This window comes from Pseudomonas fitomaticsae (assembly GCF_021018765.1).
Classification (GTDB): Bacteria; Pseudomonadota; Gammaproteobacteria; order Pseudomonadales; family Pseudomonadaceae; genus Aquipseudomonas; species Aquipseudomonas fitomaticsae.
Genome location: NZ_CP075567.1, coordinates 4,348,672 through 4,371,936, shown reverse-complemented (window position 1 = coordinate 4,371,936; position 23,265 = coordinate 4,348,672). Strand labels below are relative to the sequence as shown.

Genomic DNA, 23,265 nt, shown 5'->3' with positions numbered 1-23,265 from the left:
CCACAGGACTCCGTTCGACGTGAAAAACTCCACCGCCAAAAACAAAAAATCCCCTTGGTTGCCGCTGGCGCTTGCGCTGGCGGTCAACGCCGCCGTGCCGATGGCCTTCGCCGCCGAAGCCATTCATATCCGCGCACAGCCGTTGGGTCAGGCCCTGAGCGAACTGGGCCAGCAAACCTCGTTGCAGGTGTTTTTCAGCCCGGACCTGGTCGCCGGCAAACAGGCGCCGGCGGTGGACGGCAATCTTTCTCCGGAGCAGGCCCTGCGCCAATTGCTGCAAGGCAGCGGTCTGGATTATCAGATCAATGAAGGCTCGGTGACCTTGTCCCCAGCGCCGACTTCCGCCGCCAATGGCCCGCTGGAATTGGGCGTGACCGACATCAAAGTGGTCGGCGACTGGCTCGGCGACGCCAACGCCGCCGTGGTGCAGAACCATCCCGGCGCGCGCACCGTGATCCGCCGCGAAGCGATGGTCGAGCAGGGCGCGATGAACGTCGGCGACGTACTGCGCCGCGTGCCGGGCGTGCAGGTGCAGGAAGCCAACGGCACCGGCGGCAGCGACATATCGCTGAACGTCGGCGTGCGAGGTTTGACGTCGCGCCTGTCGCCACGCTCCACCGTATTGATTGATGGCGTGCCGGCCGCGTTCGCCCCGTACGGTCAGCCGCAACTGTCCATGGCCCCGATCTCTTCCGGCAACCTCGACAGTATCGACGTGGTTCGTGGTGCCGGCTCCGTGCGTTACGGGCCGCAGAACGTCGGCGGCGTGATCAACTTCGTGACCCGCGCGATCCCGGAAAAAACCACCGGTGAAATCGGCACGACTCTGGAAACCTCGCAGCACGGTGGCTGGAAACACATCGACACCGCATTCCTCGGCGGCACCGCCGACAACGGCATCGGCATGGCGCTGTTGTACTCGGGCGTCAACGGCAACGGTTACCGTGAGCGCAACAACGGCAACGACATCGACGACGTGATCCTCAAGACCCACTGGGCGCCGACCGAGCAGGACGATTTCAGCCTCAACTTCCACTACTACGACGCCAGCGCCGACATGCCCGGCGGCCTGACGCAGAAGCAGTACGACGATAAACCGTTCCAGTCCGACCGCGACTACGACGGCTTCAGCGGCCGCCGCAAGGATGTGTCGTTCAAGTGGATCCGGCAGATCGACGAGCGTACCCAGGCGGAAGTGCTGACTTACTATTCCGACAGTTTCCGTGGCAGCACCATCGCCGCCCGCGATCAGAAAACCCTCAGCTCGTTCCCGCGTTCCTACTACACGCTGGGCATCGAACCGCGTGTCTCGCGCGTGTTTGACGTAGGCCCGACCACCCAGGAAGTCAGCGTCGGTTATCGCTACCTGAAAGAAGCGATGCACGAGCAATCGAGCCGTCTCGCACTGGTCAACAATGAGCCGGTGGTCACCAAGACCTCCGACGGTCACGTGTTCCAGGACCGCACCGGCGGCACCGAGGCCAACTCGGTCTACATCGACAACAAGATCGACGTCGGCAACTGGACCGTGACCCCGGGCATTCGCTTCGAGCACATCAGCACCGACTGGCATGATCGCGCCGTGCTCGACACCGCCGGCAAACGCGTGCCGGAGAAAAACCGCAGCATCGAAAGCAACGAGCCGCTGCCGGCCCTGAGCGTGATGTATCACTTGTCCGATGCGTGGAAACTGTTCGCCAACTACGAGACGTCGTTCGGAAGCCTGCAGTACTTCCAGCTCGGTCAGGGCGGCTCGGGTGACCAGACCGCCAATGGCCTGGAGCCGGAGAAAGCCAAGACCTACGAGATCGGTACGCGCTACAACGATGACGTGTGGGGCGGGGAAGTGACGCTGTTCTACATCGACTTCGATGACGAACTGCAATACATCAGCAACGACGTGGGCTGGACCAACCTCGGCGCGACCAAGCACCAGGGTATCGAAGCGTCGGTGCACTACGACATGGCGGCGCTTGATCCGCGTCTCGATGGTCTGACCGCCAACGCCGGTTTCACCTACACCCGCGCGACCTATGAAGGCGAGATCCCGGGCTTCAAGGGCCGTGACCTGCCGTTCTACTCGCGTCAGGTGGCGACCGTCGGCCTGCGTTACGACATCAACCGCTGGACCTACAACATCGACGGTTTTGCCCAGTCCAAACAGCGCTCGCCGGGGACCGGCGTAAATGCCGATGGCAGCTTCAATGGCAACTACATCACCGAAGGTACGGCGGACGGGCAGTACGGCGACATTCCGGGCTACGTGACCTGGAACGTGCGCGGCGGCTATGACTTCGGTTCGCAGCTCTCCAACCTGAAGCTCGGCGCCGGGGTGAAAAACATCTTCGACAAGCAGTACTTCACCCGCTCCAGCGACAACAACTCGGGGATCTACGTGGGCACGCCACGGACGTTCTTCGTGCAGGCCAGCGTCGGTTTCTGATCTGCACTGATCGTTCCCGCGTCTCGACGTGGGAACGATCCAGCTCAGACCTTCAGCGCTTTCCCGCCAATCGCCACCGCCACCAGCAACGTCGCCATCAACCCGAAGGCAAAACTCAGACTGCTGGCGTGGGCGACAAACCCGATCACCGCCGGCCCTGCGAGAATCCCTGCATAACCCAGTGTGGTGATTGCCGGCACGGCGATGCTTTCCGGCATCACCGTCTGTTTGCCCACCGCCGTGTATAGCACCGGCACGATGTTCGAACAGCCTGCGCCGACCAGCGCATAGCCCAATAGCGCGGCTTGCCAGCTCGGGGCGAAGGTCGCCAGAAACAATCCCGCCGCCGCCAGCAGACCGCCAAACAGAATGATCCGGGTCGCACCCAGTGCCCGGACGATCCGGTCACCGGTCAGCCGGCCTGCCGTCATGGTCAACGCGAACGCTGCGTAACCCAGCCCGGCATAGGCGGTGTCGATCCCGCGTTCCTGCGCCAGGAACACCGCGCTCCAGTCCAGCGCCGCGCCTTCGGTGAGGAACACGATGAAGCACATCCCGCCGATGAACAGCACAATCCCGTGGGGCACCGCGAACGCCGGGCCCGAGCTTTCACTGCCGTAAGGCAACATGTGCGGCACCGCCTTGAACAGCGCCGCGATCAACACCACGACCACCACCAGCATCGCCGCCAGTGGCGACAACCCGAGGCCGAGCAGGGCGCTCACACCCGCCGCGCCGACGATCCCGCCGAGGCTGAACAGGCCGTGAAACCCCGACATCATGTTCTTGCCGCTGGCCCGCTCGACGATCACCGCTTGCAGATTCACCGTCGAATCCACCGTACCCAGGCCGGCACCGAACATGAACAACGTGGCGATCAACGCCGGAATCGACGACACCGTCGCCAGCAACGGCAACGCCGCGCAGATCAGCAACGTGCCGCCGGTGGCCACCTTCCGGCAGCCAAACCGCGTGGCCAGAATCCCCGCCAGCGGCATCGCCAGAATCGAACCAACACCCAGGCACAGCAACAGCAACCCCAACGTGCCTTCATCGAGCCCGGCCCGCGCCTTGGCGTAGGGCACCAGCGGCGCCCACGCGGCAATGCCGAGCCCGGCAATGAAGAAAGCGATGCGCGTGGACATCTGTTGCAGACGTCCGGGGGCGAGGGGCGGCGGGGTGTTGATGGCGGTCATGAAACGTCCTTGGTCTTGCGGTCAATGGCGTGATGCAGGGCAACATCGTTGCACATCAGTCCATGGGCCGCGACCTTGAGTTCCTGATGCGGGTGGTTTTACTCGGTTTGAGGGAGGGTAGTCCCATGCAGGCAAGGGACTTTGGTCAAAAAGGGAAACTCTCCACAACCTGGGAGCTTGTCTTGGCATCCTTGAGTGACATGCACACTATTGGGTAATCCCAGGTAGTGGGCGTACGCTTTTCAGTGTGCGCAAGAGTTGTTCTTTTACGTCTTCAAAGCCCAGTGGTTGACCATTGGCGAAGCTTTCGACTTTCAGCACCAGCTCAGGTCTGTTCTCAGTGTTTGTATGTCCGGCGGTGAGGGTAAAACGTTCCGTGGTCTCGCGCTTGCCAGTATCCGGATCGACCCCTCGATAGCGAGACCCTCCGATAACTCCGTCGATAGTCCCTATTTTGGTAGATTCCGGACCAAAACGATTCAGTTCCACCGAATTCGGAAACGGGTTGGTGAACATCGCGGAGGTTAATAAAGGCAAAAGCTTGAGGGATTTATCAATGTTGTTACTCAAGTTCAGACTGTAAAGAAGACTTGGGTTCTTTATGGGGTGCCATGCCAGTGTTATGGCGTAATTTTCGGTGCCGTTGTCGCTGATAAAACCGAAAGGCAGGCAGAATCCTGACTCTAAAGGAACCTCGAATTGCTGACGCGGGCGAAAGTTTCTTAGAACTTCACGGGCTTTTGGTGTGATGGTTTCCAATGCCTGTTGGGTGTTGTCGTCTGAGTTTTTGGCGTTAAGCGTGAAGCGATAAATTCGCTCATTGCGCCATAGTAACGCAGTCAGTTTTCCGGGCGTCCAGGTAATCTGGGCGTCGGCTATATCCCAGTCGATGTAACGTTCCTGCTCATACTGTGAGTCAGTCGCATAAGTCGAGAGTTCTTTTTTATAGCCTTGAAGTTCTGCCCTGAGCTTCTCGGTGGGACGCCCATTTTTTTTAAAGTCATCGATAAGATCATTGAGTAGAACGATTTCTGAATGAAGTTTGCTCAATCGTACTCGTGCTTCTTCCAGTGCATGGCGCTCTGATTTCAATGTGTTGAATTTTTCCGGGTTACTCTGCTCCAGTTCCCAAGTCAGTTTTTGCTTTAGGGAATCTATCTTTTTTTCGATGACGCGTGATTGCGCTCCTTCGATATCAGGACTATGGCGATTCTTGAATTGCTGAAATATATCCAGCGTCGTCACTGGACTGACTTCAATATCAAAGAGGTAGCCATTTTTATTTAAAGGGCTGTTGCCGTAACTCAGTTGTTTGTCGCTGGGATCGATATTGGGCGAATAAATACCAAATTCCGGATAGTTCCAATGCCCACCCGCGACGTGCCATTCAATATCTCCCGGTACTTCGAACTGTGTACGTCCGAGGCATTCGGTATGCCATTGGGCAGGAGCTGCAGTTTGTGGAGGGAGCTTTTCTGCAAGCGGTGAGTTTGCCCAAACCTCTATCGGCGTCAGAAGTGCCAGTATCAGGGGCAGTTGGCGCATCAGGTTCTTTCCTTGTTCTGAGTATCTTGCGCCAATACGGCATAGCGCTGGGACGGTTCCGTCCTGTCGCGCATGGGTTCGATTTTAGCCAGAATCGTAAGGTTGAATCCGGAGTTGTTGTTTTCGTACTTTGTCCAGGAGATCGGAAGCGCTGTAATGAATCCACGGATGGTGGTTGGATGCTGGCCGACCATGGGTTTTTTCCAGAATTCTTTTTCAAAAGGCATGGCGTTGCTTGAACCCTCGCCAGTGGTTGCAGTTGATGAGGGAGGCGCTACTTTAACCTGACCCCATTGTGGCCATATTGATGCGTTATTGCGAGGGATGTGCAGGAAGGCTTGTTCATAGGCTTGGGCATTTTCAATGGCTTGCTGCTGGATAGCCTGCCAGGTCGAGGGCGCAGCAGGCTTCTCGATGACTTTTTCCAGATCACTGGCGGGTTTGATTGAATCTTCCCGTGGCTGTGCATCCAGTGCAAAAATTTTCCGCCACAAGTCGGTTCGCAACTGTTTGATTTGAGGGCATACCGGATACTGCGATCGGCCATTGATCGAAGTTGGAAGGGACGTTGATCCTGCCACGATAACCGCCAACTCGGAGTCGCGGTCTCCCATCTGACTCCGATCGTTTATGTTAGCGCTACCGAGAATGGCGATCCGGTCGTCGGCGATCAGCAATTTGCTGTGGATATAAATCTGTTCAGTCACCGGTTGACCATTGAGCTTCTCCCAGGAGCGGAGATTCAACAAAGTCAGGTAGCGACTCCAGTTTTCGTCTTCAAATACTTTTCTAGGCCCGGTGCCTTTGACAAACTCGATGCCGGCCACAGCCTGGGCTTCTGTCTTGCCTCTGTCCATTTGAGCCTTGATAGCCATCGCTCGCTGGATACGCTTGATCAGACTCTTATCACCCAGCGAAATGCTTTGCATGGTCAGGTGTACTTGCGACATCAGGTTCAGCGCATTCAATGGTCCCTCCGGATGAACGGGAAGGACCATATAAACGTGGAAGTCCTCGCCCATTTCGATGGCCCGCTCGATACGATCAGCAAGAGCTTCGCAAAGGGTGTTCTTTATTGCGTTTTGTGGTGTCTGCATACCTTTGAGGGTTTCGACGGTGGACTGGTTGCCCAGCACTTGTAACATCCCTTGGGTGAATGTCTCCGCTTCTTTATTTCGAATCATTTTTGCGAGTTCGAAGTAGTTCACGTTGGCCAGTTTTTTCGGATCGCTCTTTATATCTCCCAACCGCAATCGCTCTTTGTACAGGTCGTAGCCGGGTAATCCTTCAATTTTCATCAGGCTTTGCATAGGCCCGGCCGTGACTGCTGCAATGTCAGCACTGTCTGCACCGTATTCACTTTGGAAGAACTGGTTTTCGATGTAGATAAAATGCTGGGCGCCAGAGATGGCCTGAAGCATGGCTTGCATGCAATTGGCCTGAACGCCTGAAGGTGAGGACGTTGTGAGGCCATGTCCTGCTTTGGTAGCGCCCTGGCGTTCTTCGTTTTGCATGCGAAGCGGAGCACTGCGTAACACCTGTATGTTCATGCCTCCCTTGGGCGCCACACGCTCAGGCTGCGCAAGGTAGTGCGCCTTGAACGGAATCGGTTCCAGGTTCTTGTGGGCAAACTTCAGCAGGCCTGTCAGCACGCCTGGCATCTTTTGCACCTTGCCGTCGAAGCGTGCCTGCAAGCTGTTCCACCGGTCGATGAAGTTGCGCGACAGGTCATAAACAGAGCTGCCCTCCAGGCGCATGTGCACGTCATGCCAGGGCATGCGCGGTTGTTTTTCGCTGTTGAGCATCATCCCGCCGGGTGGCAGCAAGCGGGTCGCGGGATCCGCCAGGAACGAATAGGGTTTGCCCACCTGGTCAGTGCTCAAGCGGTCGAGAACTGAATGCAGGTAGAGGATGAAAGGAGTGGAGATCTTCTCGAACTCATCGATTGCCTTCGCAGTTAGGATCGGGGAGGGCGTGTTGTTGATCCAGGCGTAAAAGGCTCCGAGCCCCGTTTGCTGGATCCACAGACTGGTCAGCTCGCTGCCTTCGTTCAACAGCTTTTCTGTGAGTTGGCCCCCGGACTTGATGATCTGGGTGGCCCAGACGGACAGGTCCTTTTGAAGTTGATCGGCCTTTGGCGCGACGCTTTGCTGCCAGGCTTGCACCTCGCCCTTGAGCCGGTTGACCTGCGTTTGCAGTTTGGCGCGACCCGGTTGAGTGACGGAGGTCACTGCCGGGATTTTCTGTTGCGCGCGCACCAGCCAGTTCTCGACCCGTTGCTGAATCGCCGAGGCCTGTTCCGGTTTATCCAGCGCCACGCCGATGGCCGTGCTGATGGATTTCGCTTCCTGGCGCAGTTCGGTCAGGGCGCTGTCGGTCTTTTGCAGCGTCTGGACTTCCTGATCCATGGTGCTGACAGCGCCATCGAGCGACGTTTTCCATTGGCGCAGGCTCTTTTTCCAGTCCTCCAGGTTGTCACCGGTCATCTGTTTCTGAAGGAATTCGGCAATGTAGATCACCCCGCCAGTGGAGTACGCCGCGCCTGCCCCGAGCAAGCGCAAACCATCCTTGCCCTTGTCTGCGAACCACTCGCCCGTGTCTTTCTTTGCCTGGCGCAGGACGTTGAACATCTTGTTGTCCATGGCCCAGGCAAACGCGCGCTGGCCTTTGCTCAGCGCATCGCCTTCCATCAACGCGGCGCCGATCAGTTCGACGGTGGTCATGTAAGGGTATTGTTTGTGTGCCTCGATTTCCGTGAGTGGCGGGATGCACGGGTTGTAAAACTCGTTCGCGGTTCTGCCGTTTGCAGCCAGGCGAAAGTTGTTGTCATCTCGGCGACCGTAAGCCAGATCGATCCCGCCGACGTAGGCAATTTCGTTGTCGATCACCACCATTTTCTGGTGATGAGAAAAGAACAGTCCCAAGGTGCCCATGTCACTTTGTTGGATCGCCGGCAGGCACCAGACTTTTTTCTTTGGCAGACCGGCGTTCAAAACGAAGGCGGCCACCATGGTCTCCAGGTCACCGGTATCGACGGCTGCCTTGGGCGACAGCCAGGGCATGAGATAAATGTCGGGTGTTTCGCCCGCTTTGCGCAATGCATGATTCAAACAGTCCCAGAGGCGGACTTCACCTTCCAGTCGCACTTCGTAGTTGATCTGCCAGCCGGAAATGAAGATTGATTTCTTGGCATTTTTTATCGCATTGGCAACGTCTTTGAAGTAATCGCTACCGGTGGTGAAGAACTTGACCTGGTTCCCCGAACGCTCAGGTGAAAAGGCTTCCCCGAATTTGCCATTGCCTTTGATGAACCAGCCCGGCGCAGACGTCGCGGTGTAGGCTTCGCCGTCTTTCGAGTTCAACTGGTTCAATTGTTTAGGCTGAACGCCATTCAGGTTGCTCATGCCTTGAATCCTTTTAACTTGTCGAAGAGTGCGAGGCCGTCCGCCAGGGACAGGTTTTCCAATGCACTGTTTTTGTCGGTACCGGCTTGCGGGTGATGAGGCGCGGCGTGGGGTTCGCTGCTGAAGTCCATGCTCGCCAGCGCCAGCAGTTCCCGTTGTTCGTCGCTCCAGCCATTGTCGGTGTGGGCCTTCAGGGCCACGCACTGGCCGGGGTACACCAACCAGAACATTTCCGGGTTTTGCGGATACTCAAGGGAGAGCTTTTTCTGAGCGGCGTCTGACAGAGTGACACGGCCCGTGTCATCGGTTTCGCCTTGGGCAATCACATCGCTTTCCGGAACACGACCGAGTTTTTTCCAGCTCGGCTCGCTCATCCTGATGATTCGCCACGGCGTGTTCGCCAGCGCAAAGGCGCCTTCGCCAGGGCGGTCGGCCAGGCGAATATCGAAGCTCAGTTTGGTCGGTTCGACCGGTGGCACCGGCAGGCGTTGGCCCGGTTGCGCGGGCGCCATGAGATTGCCGGCCTTGGCTGACGGTGCGGGAATCGGCAACAGCGGCATCAGGATCGCAATCCCGGAACCTGTTCCCGCCGAGCCACCGGCGTTGATTTTCACCACCGGCCCGACCACCGTAATGCCGCCGCCATCGAGTTTGATGAAGCTGCCGCCCGCCTGGAGGGTCAGTTCGCTGCCGGCCTCAATGACCATTTTGTCTCCGGCCTTGAGGTGGATTTCCTTGCCAGCGCTGGTCAACTGAGCTGTGCCGAGTTTGATGTGCTGGTCCTGGTTCACCGTCAGGTGATCGCTGGCCTTCACTTCCACTTTGCGATCAGAAATCGTGGTGCGGTGCTCTTCAGCCTTCAGCTCGGTGTAGGTGTTCTTCACCACGGTGTCGTGTCGTTCATTGCCGACGCGAATCTTCTGGTCGTGTTCGACGTTTTCATCCCAGTCGCGCTGGGCGTGGATGAAGATTTGTTCGGCGCCTTTTTTGTCTTCGATGCGCAGTTCGTTGTAGCCACCGCCGCCCGGGGAGCTGAGGGTTTTGAAGACGGTTCGGGTTTTGTTCGCCGGGAGGGCGTAGGGCACCGGGTTTTCCTTGTGGTACAGGCAGCCGGTGACGAGGGGTTGGTCGGGGTCGCCTTCGAGGAAGGTGACGAGGACTTCCATGCCGATGCGCGGGATGGAGATGGCGCCGTAGCGGTCGCCTGCCCAGGAGCTGGAGACGCGCAGCCAGCAGCTGGTTTTGTCGTCGGCCTGGCCTTCGCGGTCCCAGTGGAATTGCACTTTGATGCGGCCGTATTGGTCGCAGTGGATTTCTTCGCCTTTGGGGCCGGTGACCATGGCGGTCTGGCTGCCGAGGACACGGGGTTTCGGGTGCTCGAGGGCCGGGCGGTAGAACACGTCCCACGGGGTGGCGAGGAAGCGGTTGCGGTAGCCCTGGTGGAAGTCGTCCTTGTTGTCGGTGGTGTCGCTGGTCACCGACTCTTCGAGGACTTGCGGCTGTTTGCCTTCGTGGAAGATTTCGGTGAGCAGCCACAGGTCGTTCCACTCGCTGCGCGGGTGGTCGGACATTTCCATGAAGTGGCCGCTGACGAGTTTGGTCTGGTCGCCGCGACCTTCGGCCTGGCGGTAGTCGGCGCGGTGGCGTTCGAGGGCGCGCTGGCTGAGGAACTTGCCGCGCGCGCGGTCGATGAAGCGGCCGGGGTAGTCGTAGTCTTCGAGATCCGGTTCAGCGTCTTTGCTATCGAGAGCGCCGTCCGGTTTGTACGCCGCCTCCATTTGCAGGCGCGGTTTTTCGAAGTCGTAGTCGCGGCGGGTGGTGCGGCTGGTGCGGGTTTCCAGGCGCAGTTTGAAGCCTTTGATCACCGGCTCTTCGGCGACCATGCCGCTGCCCTGCACATAGGCGGTCGGTTGGCCCAGGTTCGGGAACACGGTCTGGTCATCGCCAAACACCAGCAGGTGGCCTTTCTTGCTGTGCTGGAAGTGGTAGTGAATGCCTTCCTCTTCGCACAGGCGCTGGACGAAATGCAGGTCGGTTTCGTCGTACTGCACGCAGTAGTCGCGATCCGGGCATGGCTGGCTCAGCTGGAAGCTGTAAGCGTTGCCCTTGATGCCGTGCTCGTCGAGGATCAGCGCGATGATTTTCGGCGCCGACATCTGCTGGTAGATGCGCTGGTTGGTGCGGTGATGCAGGTATTGCAGCTGCGGCACCAGCGAGACTTTGTAGCGGGTCAGGCGCTTGCCGGCATCGCCCTGGGCGACGCGGTAGATCTGGCCGTGTATGCCCGACCCCTGCGGATCGAGGGCGAGGAATGCCTGTTTGTGCAGAAGCTTTTCCAGGTCCAGATCCGGGTTTTCGCTGACCAGTTCCAGGTCGAAACGGAACGGCTGGCTGATGCCTTCGGTGCCGGTGAACGACAGGACTTGCAGGTCGCCCACGTAGTCTTCAACGGTGAGGCTGAAGTGCGTTTCGTTGGCTGGACTGAACATTTGACGCTCCTTGAGGTGAAACGGAATCTCCTGAAAGTTCTAACCTCGGCGAAAGCCTGATCCAGAACCGAGTCGGATCATAAAGGCTTAAAGTTGCGCAAAAAGTTGCGCACATGCCCTGAAAGCCACGGTTCATATGGCCTTATTGAAGTTGCTACGAAATGTTTCTTGGCGAAGTGATATCACTTTCGCTGATATTTCCACGTGATTGTCGATCCCGTCAGGCGATACAGTGGAGCGCAGACAGCAACCTGAACGCAGGAAAAGAGATGGCAAAGTTTTACGATGCGCGCGGCAATATCTATGGCGTGATTCCACCCCTACAGGTGCGTGAGGCGGGCATCGACCTGCCGACCAACGCACAAGAGGCGGCGTCATCCAGAGCCATCTGGAGCGAGCAGGCCATCGCGACATTCTGCCAATGGCCTGACGCAATCCGGCCCGTCGATGCCAGGCATCCTCGCAGCGATGGCTTGCTGATCGGCCCGTTTCAGTCCTCGCCGCCCTTCGATCTGCTGATCGTCAACACCGACGGCACGCTGGCCGAGCGCAGCGGCAACGGTCTGACGATTTTTTCTCAGGCACTGCTTGAGCAGGGGCTGATGCCAGAGCAGGGCGCATCGTTGCAGGTGCATCACGACAAACAGGATGCGCAGTCGCCCGTGCCGATCTCGGTCCAACCGGCTGAGGTGGCGGGCGTGCAGGGCTTTTGGCTGGATCTCGGGCAACCCGGATTCGGCCCGGCAGCCGTCAGTGCTTTCGGCGTTGAACCTGTTCCGTTCAACGGTGTGGAAATCAGCCGAGTTCGACCGTTGGCGCAGCTTGATCCCGCCTGGGCTTACAGCGAGTTCGTACGCATCGGCAATCCGCACTGCGTGACGCTGCTGCCGGCTGAAGCCGCATTGCCGAGCAACGCGCAGATGCTTGAATCGCCGCTGGCGGACAGTCTGACCGCCATCGCCTTCGCCATGCCCACGGGCGCCGGCCAGCCGTGTCCGGCCGGGGTCAACCTGCAATGGGCGACGCGCGCAGGCGATCAACGCATCGTTGCGCGTGTATTCGAACGGGGAGAGGGCCCGACCGCCTCGTCCGGCACCAGCGCCAGTGCGGTGGCGAGTGCGGCGTGGCGGGTGGGCTGGGTGTCGGCGGGAGAAGTGCAGGTGGTGATGCCGGGCGGAACCGCGCCGATCCTGCTGGAGGAGTGCAATGGAGAACTGACAGGCGTGCGTCTGTTCGGCACCGCAGTGCGCGACGAAAACAGCTGAAACCTCGAGATCAGAAGCGCCCGACAGTGTCGGTCACGGCACCGCTGGTGAATGCGTTATTCGCACCGGCCTGCCAATACACCGCTGTCGGAGCCTGGCCGCGCACGATGCACTTCCACTCGAGTTTTTGCTGACCTGGCACCTCAACGGTTGTGCTCCAGCGGTTGTTGTTCAGCGTCAGCGACACCGCATGCTGTGGGTCCCACGCGCCGAATTCCAGTGACGACCCGACAGCATAGACGCGTTCACCGGGTTGTGGATTGGCATTGTCGCAGTGGACGTTGACTTTGGTCGCCGCCGGTTCGACCGATGTGTTCCAGATCCGGATATCGCCGTTGTCCCAGCTCAAGGTCGGCGTGCCCATGCCCTGCGGCAACTGTTGCAGATCGGACTTCAGCGCGATCACCAACGTCCCGCTCACGCCCGACGTTGTGGCGACCAGTCCCGAATAGGCTGTGTTGAAGCGAATCGGCGAGTCAGCACGGATACCCGCGCCCTTGCGCAATTTGATCAATTGCCGGATCAGTTGATCGCGTTGCCAGTCGTACATGTGCGGCCAGTACACGGTCGGTGTGCCGGGACTGCTGAGGATGTAGGCGTAAGCCAGATTGACCAGTGGATCGGGCAGCGCCCAGTGATGTTGGCCGCCGTAGGCGCCAGGTGAGTAACCGGTGTCGTGATTGTCGACGAAGGTCACCGCGATTGCGCGCCAGGCGGGATCCGGATTGCCATTCAAACCGTGGCGCCACTCAGCGAGCGAGCCGTTCTGCATGCGCTCCTTGAGGGCAAAATCGAACACCGTGCAGTGCGAACGATCCGACCAATCCTTGAGCGCATCCTGCCAGCTTGCACTGCGTCGCCAGTCGCCCTGAGGGTATTCGTTCGGGCCTTTCCAGTTTTCGCCGACGCAGAATTGCTGGTTGCCGAAGACGTTCATCCAGCGATCGACAGTTTGTGGCGCATAACCACGGACGAAGTCAAAGCGCAGGCCTTGAGCGCCGTAGTTGTCGCGCAGATTGGTGAATTCTTTTTGGAAGGCGTCCAAGACTGTCGGATTGGCAGTGTTCAGGTCGGCTGCGCCATCCATGAACGGGTCACCTTCATCGCATTGAATGCAGTCCTGCCGCCATTCGTTGGTTCCTCTCGGGAACATTGAATAGACCGCTTTATCGCTCATGTGATTGGGCACGACGTCGTAGACGACTTTCACGCCCGCGCTATTGAGCGCCAGCACCGCTTGTTTGAGTTGCTGATCACTGCCGTAACGGCCGTTCTTGTCGAAGCTGTTCCAGAAGTATCCTTCACCGCCGCCAGCAGCCGTGGGTGTATTCCACTGCGAGGAATCGGTCCACGGCGGCGGCATCCAGATCAGCGTGAAGCCGTCGTCGCCAATGGTCTTCGCCTGCTGCGCAAGTACCGAATACCAGGGCGTTTGATTGCGGCTTGAGTTCCAGTGAAAGCCTTGCAGCAGGATCTCTTCACCACTGCCGTTGCGAACGGCGGCCATCGCCGTTGTCGTTGTGGCGAAGGTCAGGCAGACAGTGAGTATCAGGCGAAATGGTGAAGTCCCTTTCATGATCGTCCCCCCGGGAACGATGGATCCCTTGGACTTCACTGTGGGCCTGTTCGCAGCAATTGTCGCCTGTCAGATCTGACAGGTCGGCTCTATCGTTTTGCAATAAAGCCGTCCCGGTTCATAACGGTCGATCAACCCTCCATGAATTCCACCACCGGCATCTGGCGCTTCATCAGCACCTTGCCGTTGCGGATCGAATACAGCGGCAGGCCCTGGCTGCGGATCACTTCGTAATCGCTGTCCGCCGACAGGATCAGCAGGTTCGCCGGGCGGCCCTGTTCCAGACCGTAGCGCTCACCTAGGTGCATGGCCTTGGCACTGTTGTCGGTGACCAGATCCAGCGCGCTTTGCAGGTTACGGTAACCGAGCATGTGGCAGATGTGCAGACCGGCTTCGAGTACCCGCAGGATGTTGCCGTTGCCCAGCGGATACCACGGATCGACGATTGAATCCTGGCCGAAACAGACGTTCATACCGGCTTCGAGCAGTTCGTTGACGCGGGTCACGCCCCGGCGTTTCGGGAAGTTGTCGAAGCGCCCTTGCAGGTGAATGCTTTCGGTCGGGCAGGAGACAAAACTGATCCCCGAATGCCCGAGCAGACGGAACAGTTTGGCGCAGTAGGCGTTGTCGTAGGAGCCCATCGCAGTGGTGTGGCTGGCGGTCACGAGGGCGCCCATGTCGCGGCTGCGGGCCTCTTCGGCCAGCACTTCGAGGAAGCGCGAATGCGGGTCGTCGGTTTCGTCGCAGTGCACGTCCACCAGACAGCCAGTACGCTCGGCCAGGTCCATCAGGAACTTCACCGAGCTGACGCCTTGGTCGCGGGTGTACTCGAAATGCGGAATCCCGCCGACCACGTCCGCGCCCATGCGGATCGCTTCTTCCATCAGCTCGCGGCCATTGCGGAACGACTCGATGCCTTCCTGGGGGAACGCGACGATTTGCAGGTCGATCAGGTGACGGCTTTCTTCGCGCACTTCGAGCATCGCCTTGAGCGCAGTGAGCTGCGGATCGGTGACGTCGACGTGGGTGCGCACGTGCTGGATGCCGTGGGCGGCGAGGGTCTGAATGGTTTTCTTCGCCCGGGTTTTGGTGTCTTCCTGGGTGATGGTGACCTTGCGCTCGCCCCAGCATTCGATGCCTTCGAACAGCGTGCCGCTCATGTTCCAGCGTGGCTCGCCGGCGGTCAGGGTGGCGTCGAGGTGAATGTGCGGCTCGACAAAGGGCGGCACCACCAGATTGCCGCCGGCATCGAGGTCGTCGGGGCCCAGGGTCGGCGCTTCGGTCTGGCGCGCGATGCTGCGGATCAGGCCGTCTTCGAGGTGCAATTCGTGCAAACCTTCCTGGTTGCGCAGTCGGGCGTTGATGATGTGCATCGGGCGAATCCTTTTATAGATCTTGTAGAGGGGCGGCCGCGTTGCGGGCGCCGAGCAGGCCGGTCACTGCGATATACGTTAACGCGGCAACGGCGATCCCGACCAGCGGCGCGACCCACGGCGAGCCGAATGCTGCGACGGTCCCGGCCGCGTAAGCCGCGAGCCCCGGCCAGTTGAACGCCGGTAACCGTGCGTCGGCCAGACGCGGATAACGCCCGCGCCAGCGGTAGAAAAAGTCCGCCATGATCACGCCGCCAATCGGCGGAATCACGGTGCCGAGCAGGATCAGATAAGGCACCAGCATGTCATACATGCCCAACAGCGCGAGCAGCGTGCCGATCACCGCACCGGCCAGGGTCACGGTCTTGCGGCGACCGGTGCGCAGCAGGTTGCAGCCGGCGACGGCGAAGTTGTAGATAGTGTTGTCCTGGGTGCTCCAGATGTTCAGCAACAGCATGGCCATCGCCGCCATGGCGAAACCTTGCAGCAGCAACACTTCAACCACATCGGGCTGTTGATAGACGATTGCGCCATAGGCGCCGATCAGCACCATCAGGCCGTTGCCGATGAAAAAACCGATCAGGCTGGCCAGCACCGCGACCCGCGCCGAACGCGAGAAACGCGTCCAGTTGGTGGCCTGGGTCGCGCCGCTGACGAAGGTGCCGAACACCAGGGTGATGGCGGTGGACCAGTCCAGCGAACCGGTCGGCACCACGGCCAGCAAGCCATCGAGGCCGCCGACTTTCACGGTCGCAACCCACATCGACAGCATCAGCAGCAACATCATCGCCGGCACCGCGATGTACGACAGAATTTCCAGGCCGCGATAACCGACATACGCTGTGGCGCAGAACACCAGGCCGAACAGCACCATCAGCCCCAGCACCGTGGCTTCGTTCAGATCGAAATATTTGCCGAGCACCACCGCCGCCGTCGCGGTGCCCCAGGCGTACCAGCCGATCTGCGTGAACCCGAGGATCAGGTCGCTGAGCTTGCTGCCGACTTCGCCAAAACAGAAGCGCCCCATCAGCACCGAATTCAGGCCGCTCTTGAAGGCGATGTAACCCAGGCCTGCGGCGTACACGCCGAGCAGCAGGTTGCCGATGACGATGACGGCGAGCATTTCGCCGAAGTTGAACGCCACGCCGAGCTTGCCGCCGGCAAACATGGTCGCGGTGAAGAAGGTGAAACCCAACAGCACCATCGCCGTGGAGGCCAGGCCTTTGCGTGCGTGCATCGGCACTTCACTGAGGGGGTAATCGTTGCCGGGATCGTTCTGCGTCATGGGGGCGTTCCTTGCTGGAAAGGGGAGGACGCGAAGAGGTTGCAGCGGTCGTGCCAGTCACGGATTGACGGGGTTATGTATAGACGAGGTGACGGATTTGGCGCGAAAGCGGTGCGCCTGCATCCACCAAAGCACAATGTAGGAGCCAGCCTGCTGGCGAGGGCGGTGTGTCAAACAACGCAAATGTTGAATGTGCCGGCCCTATCGCCAGCAGGCTGGCTCCCACGGGTTATGTTTCGGCTCACAAGAAGCGCAGCAGCGCGGCGACAATGGCCTCAGGCGCATCTTCCTGCACCAGATGCCCGGCATTCGGAATCGGATGAAACTGCGATCCCGGAATCATCTTGTGCAACTCACGTCCGTGTTCGATGGGAATCCACTGATCCTCTTCACCCCAGAGAATCTGCACCGGGCAACGGATCGTCGGGTACAGCGGCTGTACTTCCTGCGTGTAGCGCTGGTCCATCTGCGCAATCTGCCGGTAGAACGCCGCTTGCCCCGGGTCGCCCAGCCACGGCTGCACGTAGGGCGCCAGTTCGTCATCGGGAATTTCCCGGTGAATCGCCCCGCGAATATAGGTCGGGACGATGGCGCGCTGGATGTAATCCGGCAGACCGCTGAACGCCGCTTCATGCTGGCGCACGTGCTGCACGAACGGCGAGCCCCACGGTGTCAGCGCCACCGGGTCGATCAGGGTCAGGCTGCGGTAATCCTTGCCGTTGAGCAGATGTGCGCGCAGCACGGTGGCACCGCCGAAGTCGTGGGCGACCACGTCCGGGCGTTGCAGGTTCCAGTGATCCAGCAGTTGCGCCAGCAATTCGTTCTGCACGCCGAGGGAGACATCGGCGTCCGGTTGCTCGGATTGCCCGTAGCCCAGCAGGTCGAAGTAATGCACCCGGTGTGTGGCGAAAAAGTGCGGCGCGATGCGGTGCCACACGTAAGACGAGAAGGGCGTGCCGTGCACGAACACCAGCGGCGGGCCGTCGCCACGCACCCCGTGGCGAATCTGTCGCCCGTTGAAATCAAAGACCTGATCCAGCAGCCAGTCCGTCATGGACCTGTCCTCTTGGCGGGTTCGAGCCAAAAAGCATAGGCGTAAAAAAACCACCGGTCTCGGTGGTTTTTTTGTGTCGCGGGATTTACTCGCCGCGATAGATGCAGCCGCTGGTGCAGGTCTCGTGGATGCGGATCGCACTGAGTTCCGGCAGCAGGGGCTTCAATTCATTCCAGATGAATTTGGCCAGGACTTCGCTGGTCGGGTTCTCGAGGCCCGGAATGTCGTTCAGGTAATTGTGGTCCAGACGCTCGTACAGCGGCTTGAAAATCGCTTTGATCTCGGAGAAATCACGGATCCAGCCGGTATGCGGGTCGAGGTCGCCGCTCAGGTGAATCGCCACTTTGAACGAGTGACCGTGCAGGCGTCCGCACTTGTGGCCGTCCGGTACGTGGGGCAGGCGGTGGGCGGATTCGAACGTAAATTCCTTGAAGATTTCCACAGTGATTTCAGCTCTGTTCAGATGGCGTTCGCCGCAGCGAATTCGGGCAGGCGGCGAGTTTACCAGCTTGTCTTCGCCTGTGCTGACTAAAGGGTCAGCACGCGCTCGGCGAGGCGACCATTGGCAGTCAGTTCAAGGAATTCGTCGCCCATCCGGCGGCTCTCGTCCATCGCCGCGCGCCAGTATTTCTGCCGGCTCGGCGCATCGCCCATGAAGCGCTTGAAGTCGTTACGGTCGGGGAGTTTGCCGTAGGGCAGGCGCGCCAGGTATTCCTTGGACGGCGCGAGCAACAGCACGTCCTGCAAGCGTTCGACCGAGGCTTTGCGCCATGGCAGGGTCTTGTCGAACCAGCCCGGAATCACCCGGTCGGTGAAGTGCGGATAGAGCACGATGCCGTCGCCGCTGTAGGGCAGGTCGAGGTGATAGTCGAGCAGACCGCCGTCGCGGAACGTGCCGGCACCGGCGCCCGGCAGGTCGCGCACGCCTTCCATGACCATCGGGATCGAACCCGAGGCCAGCAGCGCCTGGCGCAGGTTCGTGGCATCGAGAGCGACGAAACGCGACGGGAAGTCATTCAGCGCATGCACCGGCGGCGCCAGGCGCGGGTCGTGGATGATCAGCCGTTCGAAGTGCCGCGACAGCCGCGCGCGGCCCCGCAGGTTGTCGGCGATCACCGAGCCCAGCGCCAGCCCGAGCCGGCCGCGATGGTCGTCCGCCAGCCCGCCGTGGCTTTTGACCACCATGATGTTCAAGCGGTAATGGGCGTTGGTCAGAAGGCTGGCATCGCGGCCGTCGAGCAGGTCATCGAGCATACGCTGCGAACTGCGGCTGACCTCTGCAATGGTCACGCCTTTGTTGAAGTTCTGCTCGGTGTACAGATGACCGAGACGGCGGATGCCTTCGGCGGCGTCCGGCAGACAGGCGCTGGCGAAGCGCCAGGAACCCACCGACGCACCGATCAGCGAACGCTCGCGCGGCGCCGCCGGCAGCCACTCGCCGAACAACGCCAGATCCAGCCCCTGAATCCCCAGCGCCTTGGGCCCACCAGCGGCGCCGGGCAGGGTGCCGACGTCGGCGGCGTTCAGGCCTTGGGCGCGAATGCGCGCCATGGCCCGGGGGCCGGCCTTGAGGGTGAGGGACGGGAACTTGATGTGAATGGCGGTCATACCGGTCTCGATCGTTAGCAAGCGAAAGATTATAAGCACATGTTGCCGGTCCTGCAGGGGCGGGCGAAATGATGGCCATTCAGTTTCAGTTAAGTTCTTCTCGATAAGGTGGCAGCCAAGGAAGCAACACCCCACAGACGGAGACCTCCATGAAAATCCTCGCGAGCCTGTTCATCGCGTTCCTGCTGTTCGGTCTCACCGCCAACCGTGCCCATACCTGCGACCTGCACGCAGATGAGGCCCGGAAGCTGATCGACGCTGGTACCATTGTGCCGATTGAAACCGTCAAGGCCACGGCCATGGCGCGCCATCCGGATTCGACCCTGATCGATATCGAGCTGGAAAGGCGTTATGGCATTTACCTATACCAGATCGAGCTGAAAGACCCGCAGGGTGTGGAATGGGAGCTGGAACTGGACGCAAGCGACGGGCTGCTGCGCAAGGACCATCAGGACACTTAATGAAATTGTTTTTGCCTAATTCATCGACGCGCGCCACGGGCCTTCTGGCCCTGGCGCTCGTTGCATTCTGCTCGGTGACGCTTGCGCGCGACCTCAATCAGGACGAAGCCCTTCGCCTGCGTCAGCAGGGCGTGATTCTGCCGCTGGAGCAAGTGCTGCATAAAGCAATGGAGCGCTATCCCGACGCGAAACTGCTCGAAGCCGAGCTTGAAGAGAAGCACGACGTCTACATTTATGAAGTCGAACTGCTGACCGTCGAAGGCGTGGCTCGCGAACTGCATTTCGAGGCCGCCACCGGCAACCTGATCAAAGACAAGGAAGATTGACCGATGCGCTTGCTTCTGGTGGAAGACCACGTGCCGCTGGCCGATGAATTGCTCGCTGGCCTGCAACGTCAGGGCTACGCGGTGGACTGGCTGGCGGACGGGCGCGATGCGGTCTATCAGGGCAGCAGCGAGCCCTATGACCTGATTGTCCTCGACCTCGGTCTGCCCGGTGTACCGGGGCTTGAGGTGCTGGCGCAATGGCGCGCCGGCGGTCTGACGATTCCGGTGCTGATCCTCACCGCTCGTGATTCCTGGGCCGAGCGCATCGAAGGCCTGAAGGCCGGTGCCGACGATTACCTGACCAAACCCTTCCATCCGGAAGAACTGTATCTGCGCATCCAGTCGCTGTTGCGCCGCTCCAAGGGCCAGGCCAACCAGCCGACACTCAAGGCCGCCGGGCTGCACCTGGACGAGGGCCGCCAGTGTGTCGTGCGTGATGGCGCCGACATTCAATTGACCGCCGCTGAATTCCGTCTGCTGCGCTACTTCATGCTGCACCCGGAACAGATCCTCTCCAAGAGCCACCTCGCCGAGCACCTCTACGACGGTGAGACCGAGCGCGATTCCAACGTGCTTGAAGTCCACGTCAATCACCTGCGGCGCAAACTCGGCAAAAGCGTGATCGAAACCCGTCGCGGTCAGGGTTATCTGTTTGGCGGACAGGCTTCGTGAGATCGATCCAGCGCCGTTTGAGCCTGGGTCTGATCAGTGTGATGGTGATCGTCGGCCTGGTGCTGGCGCAAACCAGCCTGTGGCTGTTCGAAGTGGGCTTGCAGCGTTACCTCGAAGCGGGGCTGCGCAACGACAGTGAAAACCTGCTGGTGGCTTTGGTGCGCGGCCCGCAGGGTTTGCAGCTGGATGAGCGACACTTGTCGCCGGCCTATCAGCGGCCGTTTTCCGGGCATTATTTCCGCATCGATTTTGCCGACAGCCACTGGCGCTCCCGTTCGCTGTGGGATCAGGAGCTGCCGATGCTCGAGCGTCCGGGCCTGCACAGCAACCTGCAACTGGGGCCGGACGGTCAGCAATTGCTGGTACTGCGTTCGGACTATCGACGGCTCGGCCAGTCGATTTCCATCAGCGTCGCCCAGGATTACACGCCGGTGCGCGAGAGCTTCCAGCGCATGCGCCAGATCGGTCTCGGCCTCGGGCTGGCCGGGTTGTTGCTGATTCTGTTGTTGCAACGCCTGACCGTGCGCCGCGCGTTGCGGCCGCTGGAAAAGGCTCGCGAACAGATCGCCCAGTTGCAGCAGGGCCAGCGTTCACAACTCGATGAACAAGTGCCGGAAGAACTTGAGCCGCTGGTGGCGCAGATCAACCATTTGCTGGCGCACACCGAAGACAGTCTCAAGCGTTCGCGCAACGCCCTGGGCAACCTTGGACATGCGTTGAAAACCCCGTTGGCGGTGCTGCTCAGTCTGGCGTCGAGTGAAAGGCTCGACGCGCACCCGGAGCTGCGCAAGATTCTCAAGGAACAACTCGAACAGGTGCAGCAGCGACTGAACCGCGAGCTCAACCGTGCGCGGCTCTCTGGTGATGCGTTGCCGGGAGCGTTGTTCGATTGTGATGCGGAACTGCCGGGGCTGCTGTCGACGTTGAACATGATCCACGGCGAACATCTGGAACTGAGTCATGTGTCCCCTCCGGGCCTGCAATTGCCGTGGGATCGTGAAGACTTGCTGGAACTGCTCGGCAACCTGCTGGACAACGCCTGCAAATGGGCGGATGCCGAGGTGCGCCTCAGCGTGGTCGAAACGGCTGAAGGTTTTGTGCTGAGCGTGGAAGACGACGGGCCGGGGATTCCCGAGGCGCAGCGGGCTCAGGTGTTCAGCCGGGGGGCGCGGCTGGATGAGCAGACCCACGGGCATGGGTTGGGGCTGGGGATTGTGCGGGATATTGTCGAGACGTGGGGTGGGGTGCTGGTGCTTGGCGAAAGTGAGTGGGGTGGGTTGAAGGTGGAGATTCAGTTGCCTCGGCGGTGAGCCCGCCCCCACAAGGTTTGTGGTGAGCGGGCTTGAGCGTCAGACGCGAAACTGATCCATCAAGCTCTGCTGCTGATTCGCCAGGCTATTGAGCGACTGACTCACCCGCGCCGATTCATTCGCCTGCCCCGACAGCGATTCCGTTACATCACGAATCGTCGCCACGTTGTTGTTGATCTCTTCGGCCACCGCGCTCTGCTCTTCGGCAGCGCTGGCAATCTGCAGGTTCATGTCGCTGATCACCGTCACCGCATCGCCGATCTGGCGCAGCGCGGTCACGGCCTGGCCGACCTGTTCGACGCTACCCTGGGCCTGACGATGGCTGTTGCCCATCGAGCCGACCACGTCCTGGGTGCCGTTCTGCAACTGCTCGATCACCTGGCGGGTTTCTTCCACCGACTCCTGAGTTCGGCGGGCGAGGTTGCGCACTTCGTCGGCCACTACCGCAAAACCGCGTCCGGCTTCACCGGCGCGGGCGGCTTCGATGGCGGCGTTGAGGGCCAGCAGGTTGGTCTGTTCGGCGATGGCGCGGATGGTTTCCAGCACCGTGCCGATCTTCTCGCTGTTGGCAGCCAGGCCTTCGACCTGCACCATCGCGGCGCTCATGTCGGCGGCGAGGGTGTCGATGCTGGCGGTGGTGCGGTCGATCACGGTCAGGCCCTGACGGGTGGCGCGATCGGCATCTTTGGCGGCTTCGGCGGCTTGCGCCGCGCTGCGGGCCACGTCCTGAGCGGTGGCGCTCATTTCGTGAGACGCGGTGGCCACCTGATCGACCTGACGGTATTGCTGCTCCATGCCGGCGCTGGTCTGGGTGGCGATGGCCGAAGACTGGTCGGCAGTGTTGCGCGCATCCTGCACCGAGCGTTTCACCTCGGCGATGATCGGTTGCAGTTTGTCGAGGAAACGGTTGAACCAACCGGCCAACTGGCCGAGTTCATCTTTTTTGTCGTAGGCCAGACGACGGGTCAGGTCGCCTTCACCGCTGGCGATGTCTTCCAGCATGTGCGCTACGCCAAGGATCGGCTTGGTCACGCTGCGTGCCATCAGCCACACCAGCAACAGGCCGATCAGCGCGGCGAGTACGCCCAGGCTCAGTTCGATCAGGGTGCCCGAAGTATTGCTGGCATCCAGTTGTTGCTTGAGCGCTTCGGCGCGTTCTACCAAGACTTTTTCCGGCACATCGAGCAGCACGCCCCACGACGGGCCGCCGGGAATCGGCTGGAACGGCGACAGCACTTTCAGTTGCGCCTTGCTGTGC

General features: G+C 60.2%; 17 protein-coding genes and 1 pseudogene. 6 read left to right on the top strand and 12 right to left on the bottom strand.

The window, feature by feature from the left end:
* Positions 1-19: 19 nt before the first annotated feature.
* Entirely contained in the window at positions 20-2,443 is a 2,424-nt protein-coding gene (locus KJY40_RS19605; protein ID WP_230731941.1) for a TonB-dependent siderophore receptor, read from the top strand.
* A 44-nt stretch (positions 2,444-2,487) separates the two neighbouring features.
* On the opposite strand, the gene KJY40_RS19600 is transcribed toward KJY40_RS19605, so the two are convergent.
* The 4 genes from KJY40_RS19600 to tssI all read right to left on the bottom strand — a co-directional run bounded on the left by KJY40_RS19600 (position 2,488) and on the right by tssI (position 11,077).
* Positions 2,488-3,639: an MFS transporter gene (locus tag KJY40_RS19600; RefSeq protein ID WP_085613177.1), complete on the bottom strand. Its 1,152-nt coding sequence runs from the start codon at positions 3,637-3,639 to the stop codon at positions 2,488-2,490.
* Between the two features lie 207 nt (positions 3,640-3,846).
* The gene (locus tag KJY40_RS19595; protein ID WP_230731939.1) at positions 3,847-5,184 is read right to left on the bottom strand and encodes a hypothetical protein; all 1,338 of its coding nucleotides are present in this window, start codon (positions 5,182-5,184) and stop codon (positions 3,847-3,849) included.
* A complete protein-coding gene (locus KJY40_RS19590; RefSeq protein ID WP_230731937.1) occupies positions 5,184-8,588 on the bottom strand; it encodes a hypothetical protein in 3,405 nt (1,134 codons plus the stop codon). The genes KJY40_RS19595 and KJY40_RS19590 overlap by 1 nt, the downstream gene beginning before the upstream one ends.
* Entirely contained in the window at positions 8,585-11,077 is a 2,493-nt protein-coding gene (gene tssI / locus KJY40_RS19585; protein WP_230731935.1) for a type VI secretion system Vgr family protein, read from the bottom strand. Before tssI ends, KJY40_RS19590 begins: the two co-directional genes overlap by 4 nt.
* A gap of 269 nt (positions 11,078-11,346) precedes the next feature.
* Between tssI and KJY40_RS19580 the strand changes: the two genes are divergently transcribed.
* Positions 11,347-12,342, top strand: a complete 996-nt coding sequence (locus KJY40_RS19580) for a diaminopimelate epimerase (RefSeq protein ID WP_230731932.1) — start codon at positions 11,347-11,349, stop codon at positions 12,340-12,342.
* A gap of 10 nt (positions 12,343-12,352) precedes the next feature.
* On the opposite strand, the gene KJY40_RS19575 is transcribed toward KJY40_RS19580, so the two are convergent.
* The 6 genes from KJY40_RS19575 to KJY40_RS19550 form a co-directional block, all read right to left on the bottom strand.
* A complete protein-coding gene (locus KJY40_RS19575; protein ID WP_230731930.1) occupies positions 12,353-13,918 on the bottom strand; it encodes a glucan 1,4-alpha-maltotetraohydrolase domain-containing protein in 1,566 nt (521 codons plus the stop codon).
* Positions 13,919-14,049: 131 nt separating this feature from the next.
* A complete protein-coding gene (gene codA / locus KJY40_RS19570) occupies positions 14,050-15,291 on the bottom strand; it encodes a cytosine deaminase (protein WP_230731928.1) in 1,242 nt (413 codons plus the stop codon).
* 13 nt (positions 15,292-15,304) lie between these two features.
* On the bottom strand, positions 15,305-16,576 hold the full coding sequence (gene codB, locus KJY40_RS19565) for a cytosine permease (protein ID WP_230731925.1): 1,272 nt from the start codon (positions 16,574-16,576) through the stop codon (positions 15,305-15,307).
* Between the two features lie 241 nt (positions 16,577-16,817).
* Positions 16,818-17,630: an alpha/beta fold hydrolase gene (locus tag KJY40_RS19560; protein WP_230731920.1), complete on the bottom strand. Its 813-nt coding sequence runs from the start codon at positions 17,628-17,630 to the stop codon at positions 16,818-16,820.
* An 85-nt stretch (positions 17,631-17,715) separates the two neighbouring features.
* Positions 17,716-18,072 carry a 6-carboxytetrahydropterin synthase QueD gene (gene queD / locus KJY40_RS19555; RefSeq protein WP_007955941.1) on the bottom strand — a complete coding sequence of 119 codons (357 nt, stop codon included), beginning with the start codon at positions 18,070-18,072 and terminating at the stop codon, positions 17,716-17,718.
* An 86-nt stretch (positions 18,073-18,158) separates the two neighbouring features.
* Positions 18,159-19,238 (bottom strand): patatin-like phospholipase family protein, encoded by a 1,080-nt coding sequence (locus KJY40_RS19550; RefSeq protein WP_230731918.1) that lies wholly within the window; start codon positions 19,236-19,238, stop codon positions 18,159-18,161.
* 149 nt (positions 19,239-19,387) lie between these two features.
* Here KJY40_RS19550 and KJY40_RS19545 point away from each other — a divergent pair, with 149 nt between their 5' ends.
* The 4 genes from KJY40_RS19545 to KJY40_RS19530 are packed head-to-tail and all read left to right on the top strand — an operon-like array spanning position 19,388 to position 22,007.
* A complete protein-coding gene (locus KJY40_RS19545; RefSeq protein WP_230731916.1) occupies positions 19,388-19,699 on the top strand; it encodes a PepSY domain-containing protein in 312 nt (103 codons plus the stop codon).
* A complete protein-coding gene (locus KJY40_RS19540) occupies positions 19,699-20,025 on the top strand; it encodes a PepSY domain-containing protein (protein WP_230731912.1) in 327 nt (108 codons plus the stop codon). Before KJY40_RS19545 ends, KJY40_RS19540 begins: the two co-directional genes overlap by 1 nt.
* 3 nt (positions 20,026-20,028) lie before the next feature.
* Entirely contained in the window at positions 20,029-20,697 is a 669-nt protein-coding gene (locus tag KJY40_RS19535) for a response regulator transcription factor (protein WP_011335105.1), read from the top strand.
* Positions 20,694-22,007: a sensor histidine kinase gene (locus KJY40_RS19530; RefSeq protein ID WP_230731908.1), complete on the top strand. Its 1,314-nt coding sequence runs from the start codon at positions 20,694-20,696 to the stop codon at positions 22,005-22,007. Before KJY40_RS19535 ends, KJY40_RS19530 begins: the two co-directional genes overlap by 4 nt.
* Positions 22,008-22,046: 39 nt before the next feature.
* Here the strand turns inward: KJY40_RS19530 and KJY40_RS29735 are convergent, their stop codons facing one another.
* Both KJY40_RS29735 and KJY40_RS29730 read right to left on the bottom strand, forming a co-directional pair.
* A complete protein-coding gene (locus KJY40_RS29735; protein WP_371807414.1) occupies positions 22,047-22,802 on the bottom strand; it encodes a methyl-accepting chemotaxis protein in 756 nt (251 codons plus the stop codon).
* Between the two features lie 102 nt (positions 22,803-22,904).
* Positions 22,905-23,051, bottom strand: a pseudogene (locus KJY40_RS29730) (HAMP domain-containing protein); the annotation flags it as partial.
* Positions 23,052-23,265 lie beyond the last annotated feature (214 nt).

Coding starts and splice junctions, on each gene's coding strand:
- KJY40_RS19600 (WP_085613177.1), bottom strand. CDS start 3,639: ATGACCGCCATCAACACCCCGCCGCCCCTCGCCCCCGGACGTCTGCAA.
- KJY40_RS19595 (WP_230731939.1), bottom strand. CDS start 5,184: ATGCGCCAACTGCCCCTGATACTGGCACTTCTGACGCCGATAGAGGTT.
- KJY40_RS19590 (WP_230731937.1), bottom strand. CDS start 8,588: ATGAGCAACCTGAATGGCGTTCAGCCTAAACAATTGAACCAGTTGAAC.
- tssI (WP_230731935.1), bottom strand. CDS start 11,077: ATGTTCAGTCCAGCCAACGAAACGCACTTCAGCCTCACCGTTGAAGAC.
- KJY40_RS19580 (WP_230731932.1), top strand. CDS start 11,347: ATGGCAAAGTTTTACGATGCGCGCGGCAATATCTATGGCGTGATTCCA.
- KJY40_RS19575 (WP_230731930.1), bottom strand. CDS start 13,918: ATGAAAGGGACTTCACCATTTCGCCTGATACTCACTGTCTGCCTGACC.
- codA (WP_230731928.1), bottom strand. CDS start 15,291: ATGCACATCATCAACGCCCGACTGCGCAACCAGGAAGGTTTGCACGAA.
- codB (WP_230731925.1), bottom strand. CDS start 16,576: ATGACGCAGAACGATCCCGGCAACGATTACCCCCTCAGTGAAGTGCCG.
- KJY40_RS19560 (WP_230731920.1), bottom strand. CDS start 17,630: ATGACGGACTGGCTGCTGGATCAGGTCTTTGATTTCAACGGGCGACAG.
- KJY40_RS19550 (WP_230731918.1), bottom strand. CDS start 19,238: ATGACCGCCATTCACATCAAGTTCCCGTCCCTCACCCTCAAGGCCGGC.
- KJY40_RS19545 (WP_230731916.1), top strand. CDS start 19,388: ATGAAAATCCTCGCGAGCCTGTTCATCGCGTTCCTGCTGTTCGGTCTC.
- KJY40_RS19540 (WP_230731912.1), top strand. CDS start 19,699: ATGAAATTGTTTTTGCCTAATTCATCGACGCGCGCCACGGGCCTTCTG.
- KJY40_RS19535 (WP_011335105.1), top strand. CDS start 20,029: ATGCGCTTGCTTCTGGTGGAAGACCACGTGCCGCTGGCCGATGAATTG.
- KJY40_RS29735 (WP_371807414.1), bottom strand. CDS start 22,802: ATGGAGCAGCAATACCGTCAGGTCGATCAGGTGGCCACCGCGTCTCAC.